The sequence below is a fragment of the Leifsonia sp. SIMBA_070 genome (genome assembly GCF_046534635.1).
Taxonomy (GTDB): Bacteria; Actinomycetota; Actinomycetes; order Actinomycetales; family Microbacteriaceae; genus Leifsonia.
This window is the reverse complement of sequence record NZ_JAWRYK010000271.1, coordinates 1-273: the sequence shown is the minus strand read 5'-3', so window position 1 is coordinate 273 and position 273 is coordinate 1. Positions and strand designations below refer to the sequence as shown.

Genomic DNA, 273 nt, shown 5'->3' with positions numbered 1-273 from the left:
CCCGACGTGAGGCCCTTTGCCATCGTGATCAGGTCCGGCTCGAAGCCGAAGTGCTGGTGCGCGAACCATTCGCCGGTGCGGCCGAAGCCGCCGATCACTTCGTCGGCGACGAGCAGGATGTCGTACTTGCGGCAGATCCGCTGGATTTCCGGCCAGTACGTCGACGGCGGAGGGACGGTGTTGCTGTCCAGCCACATCATGGACGTGATCGAGCGCACTTGCGAGCGGGTCGCCGTGATGAACGACGGTCGTATCCTCGCGGAGGGCACGATC

The 273-nt window shown here is 64.8% G+C and carries 1 protein-coding gene; it reads right to left on the bottom strand.

The features are described from left to right. Positions 1-273 (bottom strand): aminotransferase class III-fold pyridoxal phosphate-dependent enzyme (locus SB754_RS20315; protein ID WP_410784169.1); only part of this gene is annotated, 273 nt, incomplete at both ends.